We start from the raw sequence: 6,000 nt of genomic DNA, 5'->3' as shown, positions 1-6,000 counted from the left end.
GCCGCCCGTGGTGGGTCGGCCCGGGGGGGGGCCGGGGGGGGCGCCCCGGCGGGGGGGGGGGGGGGCGGCGGCCCCCCCCCCCCCCCCCCCCCCCCCCCCCCCCCCCTCACGCGAGTCCGGAGGCCCGCGCAGGGCACAATGCGAGCGTGAACGCCGACAGCCAGAGGACGCCGGGCACCCCGGGCACGCCGGGGACGACACAGCCTTCCGACTCCGGGGCCGTGCTCGGGCGGCTGGCCGCGCCCGCGGGAGTGCTCGCGGCGGTCGTCGGTGCCTTCGCGTACGTGGGCACCGTGGACCCCAACCAGCCCGGCCACTACCCCGTCTGCCCGCTCCTGCGCCTCACCGGCATCTATTGCCCCGGCTGCGGCGGGCTGCGCAGCGCGCACGCCTTCGTCCACGGGGACTTCGTCACGGCGCTCGGCGACAACGCCCTGGCCGTCGTCGGCTACTTCGCCTTCGCGGTGGTGTGGACCGTCTGGGTGGTCCGTGCGGTGCGCGGACGGCCGGCGCGGATCGTACTCGGGACAGTGCAGCTGTGGAGTCTCGGCGCATTGGTGCTGGCCTTCACGGTTGTCCGGAACCTGCCGTTCGGCGGCTGGCTACACCCTTGATCAATTCACGAAGGTCCAGGTAGTGGGACCGGCGTCAACCGGATGCGAGGCCTACGCCCTCCTGCGGATACCATCGAGGTGACCATCGGTTTTCGTCCGCTGAGGCAGGCCGGTGGCGGAAGCTGAACCGCTTGAACACCTCAACCGTCTGGAAGGGGGCCGCTCGCGTGAGTGTGCTCGACGAGATCATCGACGGAGTCCGTGCCGACCTCGCGGAACGGCAGGCGCGCGTCAGCCTCGACGAGCTCAAGGAGCGCGCGGCGAAGGCTCCCGCGGCCAAGGACGGGCTGGCCGCCCTGCGCGGCGACGGCGTCAAGGTCATCTGCGAGGTCAAGCGTTCCAGCCCGTCCAAGGGCGCGCTGGCCGCGATCGCCGACCCGGCCGGCCTCGCCGCGGACTACGAGGCGGGCGGCGCGGCCGTCATCTCCGTACTGACCGAGGAACGCCGCTTCGGCGGCTCGCTGGCCGACCTGGAGGCCGTGCGCGCGCGGGTGGACATCCCCGTACTGCGCAAGGACTTCATCGTCACCTCGTACCAGCTGTGGGAGGCCCGCGCCTACGGGGCCGACCTCGTCCTGCTCATCGTGGCCGCGCTGGACCAGCCGGCCCTCGAGTCCCTCATCGAGCGCGCCGAGTCCATCGGGCTCACCCCGCTCGTCGAGGTGCACGACGAGGACGAGGTCGAGCGCGCGGTGGACGCGGGCGCCAAGGTGATCGGCGTCAACGCGCGCAACCTGAAGACACTGGAGGTCGACCGCACGACCTTCGAGCGGCTGGCGCCGGAGATCCCGGACAACCTCGTCAAGATCGCCGAGTCCGGCATCCGCGGCCCGCACGACCTCATCGCGTACGCCAACGCCGGCGCCGACGCGGTCCTGGTGGGCGAGTCCCTGGTGACCGGCAAGGACCCCAAGACAGCGGTCGCCGACCTGGTGGCAGCGGGCGAGCACCCGGCCCTCCGGCACGGCCGCAACTGACGGTTCGGTAAGCTGACCCCGATGACGCTCCCGATCACCCCGACGACCCCGGACCGGTACGCCCGCCTGGCGCGCGGCTGCCGCCCCCGTGGTTGCCGCGCGCCCGCACGCAGAGTGCACGGGCGTCGGGTGCGGTACGTCATCGGTGACGAGCCGGGCCAGGTGAACGGCATGCGATGGCAGCGCCCCGTCAGGGGCGCGGGGAACTGCGCGACAAGCCACGGACGGCCTGCAGTCGCCCGACAACCCCGCCCCCACGGCGAATAGGTGTCTTTCCCACACTCACCGTGAGGTTTCCGCATGCCCAGCGAGTTCTTCATCCCCGACCCCGAGGGTCACATCCCCAGCGCCGAAGGCTACTTCGGCGCGTTCGGCGGCAAGTTCATCCCGGAGGCCCTGGTCGCCGCCGTGGACGAGGTCGCCGTCGAGTACGAGAAGGCGAAGGGGGACCCGGAGTTCGCGCGCGAACTCGACGACCTCCTCGTCCACTACACCGGCCGGCCCAGTTCCCTCACCGAGGTGCCGCGGTTCGCCGAGCACGCCGGTGGCGCCCGGGTGTTCCTCAAGCGCGAGGACCTCAACCACACCGGCTCGCACAAGATCAACAACGTGCTCGGCCAGGCGCTGCTCACCAAGCGGATGGGCAAGACCCGCGTCATCGCGGAGACCGGCGCCGGTCAGCACGGTGTCGCGACCGCCACCGCCTGCGCGCTGTTCGGGCTCGAGTGCACCATCTACATGGGCGAGATCGACACCAAGCGCCAGGCCCTCAACGTGGCCCGCATGCGCATGCTCGGCGCCGAGGTCATCGCCGTGAAGTCCGGCAGCCGCACCCTGAAGGACGCGATCAACGAGGCGTTCCGCGACTGGGTCGCCAACGTCGACCACACCCACTACCTGTTCGGAACCGTGGCCGGACCGCACCCCTTCCCGGCCATGGTGCGCGACTTCCACCGGGTGATCGGCGTCGAGGCCCGCCGCCAGATCCTGGAGCGCGCGGGTCGTCTCCCCGACGCGGCCATCGCCTGTGTCGGCGGCGGCTCCAACGCCATCGGCCTCTTCCACGCCTTCATCCCGGACACGGGCGTACGCCTCATCGGCTGCGAGCCCGCCGGGCACGGCGTGGAGACCGGCGAGCACGCGGCCACCCTGACGGCCGGCGAGCCCGGCATCCTGCACGGCTCGCGGTCGTACGTCCTCCAGGACGAGGAGGGCCAGATCACCGAGCCGTACTCGATCTCGGCCGGCCTGGACTACCCCGGCATCGGCCCCGAGCACTCGTACCTCAAGGACAGCGGCCGCGGCGAGTACCGCGCGGTCACCGACGACGCGGCCATGCAGGCACTGCGCCTGCTGTCACGCACCGAGGGCATCATCCCGGCCATCGAGAGCGCCCACGCGCTGGCCGGCGCGCTGGAGGTCGGCAAGGAGCTGGGCAAGGACGGGCTGATCGTGATCAACCTGTCCGGCCGCGGCGACAAGGACATGGACACGGCCGCCCGCTACTTCGACCTGTACGACACCGACGCCCAGGTCGCCGCCGACCAGGACGCCGACACCGCCGAGATCGAGGGGGACGCCAAGTGAGCGGCAACATCCGACTGCTGGCCGACACCCTCGCCGCCGCCAGGGCGGAGGGGCGTTCCGCGCTCATCGCCTACCTCCCGGCCGGGTTCCCGACCGTGGACGGCGGCATCGAGGCGATCAAGGCCGTCTTCGACGGCGGCGCGGACATCGTCGAGGTGGGCCTGCCGCACAGCGACCCGGTCCTCGACGGCCCGGTCATCCAGACCGCCGACGACATCGCCCTGCGCGGCGGCGTCAAGATCGCGGACGTCATGCGGACGGTCCGCGAGGCGTACGAGGCGACCGGCAAGCCGGTGCTGGTGATGACGTACTGGAACCCGATCGACCGCTACGGCGTCGAGCGGTTCACCGCCGAGCTCGCCGAGGCGGGCGGCGCCGGGTGCATCCTGCCCGACCTGCCCGTGCAGGAGTCGGCGCTGTGGAGGGAGCACGCGGAGAAGCACGGTCTCGCGACCGTCTTCGTCGTGGCGCCCAGCAGCAAGGACGAACGGCTCGCCAAGATCACCGCGGCGGGCAGCGGCTTCGTCTACGCCGCCTCGCTGATGGGCGTCACCGGCACCCGCGCGTCGGTCGGCGCGCAGGCCCAGGACCTGGTGCAGCGCACCCGGGCCACCGGCACGGACCTGCCGGTCTGCGTCGGTCTCGGCGTCTCGGACGCAGCTCAGGCCGCCGAGGTCGCCGGCTTCGCCGACGGCGTGATCGTCGGCTCGGCCTTCGTCAAGCGGATGCTGGACGCGCCGGACGACGCCGCCGGGGTCGAGGCGGTCCGGGCGCTCGCCGGTGAGCTCGCGAAGGGCGTGCGCGGAAAGGCGTAACAAGGCGGGACATTTCGTACGGGTCACTCGAACGGGTGGACCTGGGACCGGGGAGGCGCGGTGCGCCTCCCCGGTTCGTTCTGCGGGATGTGAGCGAGAAGAATCGAGAGGGAAAGCGCACCGCCCGGGAGCGGCTGGCGGAAGAGCGCGAGAAACAGAAGTCCGCGGAGAAGCGGCGCCGGGTGCTGATCGTGGGCGCGAGCGTGGTCTGCGTCCTGGGTCTCGCGGCGGTGATCGGCGTCCTCGCGGCGAACGCGGACAAGGACGACGACAGCGAATCCGCGGGCCCGGTCGTAGTGCCCTCGGGGGCGAAGGGCAAGGACAGCCTCGCCATCCCGGTCGGCAAGGAGAGCGCTGGGTCGACGCTCACGGTCTGGGAGGACTTCCGCTGTCCGGCCTGCAAGGCCTTCGAGACGGCGTACCGGCCGGCGATCCATGAGCTGGCCGCCGCCGGGCAGCTGAAGGTGAACTACCACCTGGCGACGATCATCGACGGCAACATGGGCGGCACCGGCTCCCGCAACGCGGCCAACGCCGCCGCCTGCGCCCAGGACGTCGGCAAGTTCACGGCTTACCACGACGTGCTGTACGACAACCAGCCCCAGGAGACCGACGACGCCTTCGCCGAGAACGGCAAGCTCGTGGAGCTGGCCGGCAAGGTCGATGGTCTCGACACGACCGCGTTCCGTACGTGTGTCGAGAAGGGCACCCACAACAGCTGGGTCGAGAAGTCCGCCGCGGCCTTCCGCAACGGCGGCTTCAGCGGCACTCCCACCGTGATCCTGAACGGCAAGAACATCTACCAGGACCAGACCATGACCCCGGCGAAGCTGAAGCAGCTGGTGCGGGAGGCGGACAAGGCGTGACCAGCGGGTGAGGAGCTTTCACACCCGCCCGTTATGGACCCGTAGCCGGGCTGCCTGCCGTGGGCCCGGTCCGGCACGGTAGCGTCGACCCTGCCATGGAACTTGCCTACATTCCCAGCCCGTCACGCGGGGTGCTGCATCTCGGCCCCATTCCGCTGCGCGGCTACGCGTTCTGCATCATCATCGGCGTCTTCGTAGCCGTCTGGCTCGGCAACAAGCGCTGGCTCGCCCGGGGCGGGCGGGCCGGCACGGTGGCCGACATCGCCGTCTGGGCCGTGCCGTTCGGTCTGGTCGGCGGCCGGCTCTACCACGTGATCACGGACTACGAGCTGTACTTCAGCGAGGGCCGCGACTGGGTGGACGCCTTCAAGATCTGGGAGGGCGGCCTCGGCATCTGGGGCGCGATCGCGCTCGGCGCGGTCGGCGCGTGGATCGGTTGCCGGCGCCGGGGCATCCCGCTGCCCGCGTGGGCCGACGCCCTCGCCCCCGGTATCGCCCTCGCGCAGGCGATCGGCCGCTGGGGCAACTGGTTCAACCAGGAGCTGTACGGCAAGGAGACCGACCTCCCCTGGGCCCTGCACATCACGTCGTCCACGGACGGCCGGGTGCCCGGCTACTACCAGCCCACGTTCCTGTACGAGTCGCTGTGGTGCATCGGCGTCGCCCTCCTCGTCATCTGGGCCGACCGCCGCTTCAAGCTGGGCCACGGGCGGGCGTTCGCGCTGTACGTCGCCTCGTACTGCGTGGGCCGGTTCTGGATCGAGTACCTGCGCGTCGACGACGCCCACCACATCCTGGGCCTGCGCCTGAACAACTGGACCGCGATGGTCGTGTTCGTGCTCGCGGTGGTCTACTTCGTGGTGTCGGCGAAGAAGCGGCCGGGCCGGGAGACGGTGGTCGAGCCGGGTGCCTCCGACCACGGAACCGACGGTGACGGTGCCGACGCCTCCGGCGGTGAGACCGACGGTGACGGTGCCGATGCCTCCGGCGGTGAGACCGAGACTGATGCGGAGGCCGACGACGAGGCCAAGGCGGACGTCAAGGACGAGGCCGGTTCGGGGAAGAAGACCTGACGGTCGGTAGTACGTCGATGAGGGCGCCCGGGATCTTCCCGGGCGCCCTCATCGCGTGGGGGGAAGAG

At 71.4% G+C, this 6,000-nt stretch carries 7 protein-coding genes; all 7 read left to right on the top strand.

Going from position 1 to position 6,000, the window contains the following annotated elements; all coding sequences use genetic code 11:
* Nucleotides 1-146 precede the first annotated feature (146 nt).
* The 7 genes from ACFYO2_RS01665 to lgt all read left to right on the top strand — a co-directional run bounded on the left by ACFYO2_RS01665 (nt 147) and on the right by lgt (nt 5,932).
* On the top strand, nt 147-614 hold the full coding sequence (locus ACFYO2_RS01665; protein WP_388342552.1) for a DUF2752 domain-containing protein: 468 nt from the start codon (nt 147-149) through the stop codon (nt 612-614).
* Between the two features lie 167 nt (nt 615-781).
* Nucleotides 782-1,591 carry an indole-3-glycerol phosphate synthase TrpC gene (gene trpC / locus ACFYO2_RS01660; protein ID WP_388342549.1) on the top strand — a complete coding sequence of 270 codons (810 nt, stop codon included), beginning with the start codon at nt 782-784 and terminating at the stop codon, nt 1,589-1,591.
* A 21-nt stretch (nt 1,592-1,612) separates the two neighbouring features.
* Nucleotides 1,613-1,858, top strand: coding sequence for a tryptophan biosynthesis modulator TrpM (trpM, locus tag ACFYO2_RS01655; RefSeq protein WP_388342547.1), 246 nt, complete (start codon nt 1,613-1,615; stop codon nt 1,856-1,858).
* Between the two features lie 33 nt (nt 1,859-1,891).
* Nucleotides 1,892-3,178 (top strand): tryptophan synthase subunit beta, encoded by a 1,287-nt coding sequence (gene trpB, locus ACFYO2_RS01650; RefSeq protein WP_388342544.1) that lies wholly within the window; start codon nt 1,892-1,894, stop codon nt 3,176-3,178.
* Nucleotides 3,175-3,993 (top strand): tryptophan synthase subunit alpha, encoded by an 819-nt coding sequence (gene trpA / locus ACFYO2_RS01645; RefSeq protein WP_388342543.1) that lies wholly within the window; start codon nt 3,175-3,177, stop codon nt 3,991-3,993. The genes trpB and trpA overlap by 4 nt, the downstream gene beginning before the upstream one ends.
* An 89-nt stretch (nt 3,994-4,082) precedes the next feature.
* Nucleotides 4,083-4,859 carry a DsbA family protein gene (locus tag ACFYO2_RS01640; RefSeq protein WP_388342540.1) on the top strand — a complete coding sequence of 259 codons (777 nt, stop codon included), beginning with the start codon at nt 4,083-4,085 and terminating at the stop codon, nt 4,857-4,859.
* 95 nt (nt 4,860-4,954) lie between these two features.
* Nucleotides 4,955-5,932: a prolipoprotein diacylglyceryl transferase gene (lgt, locus tag ACFYO2_RS01635; protein ID WP_388342538.1), complete on the top strand. Its 978-nt coding sequence runs from the start codon at nt 4,955-4,957 to the stop codon at nt 5,930-5,932.
* Nucleotides 5,933-6,000: the final 68 nt, after the last annotated feature.

This window comes from Streptomyces sp. NPDC006602 (assembly GCF_042870385.1).
Taxonomy (GTDB): domain Bacteria; phylum Actinomycetota; class Actinomycetes; order Streptomycetales; family Streptomycetaceae; genus Streptomyces.
Note: the sequence above shows the minus strand (reverse complement) of the source record. Positions and strands in the feature narration are given on the sequence as shown.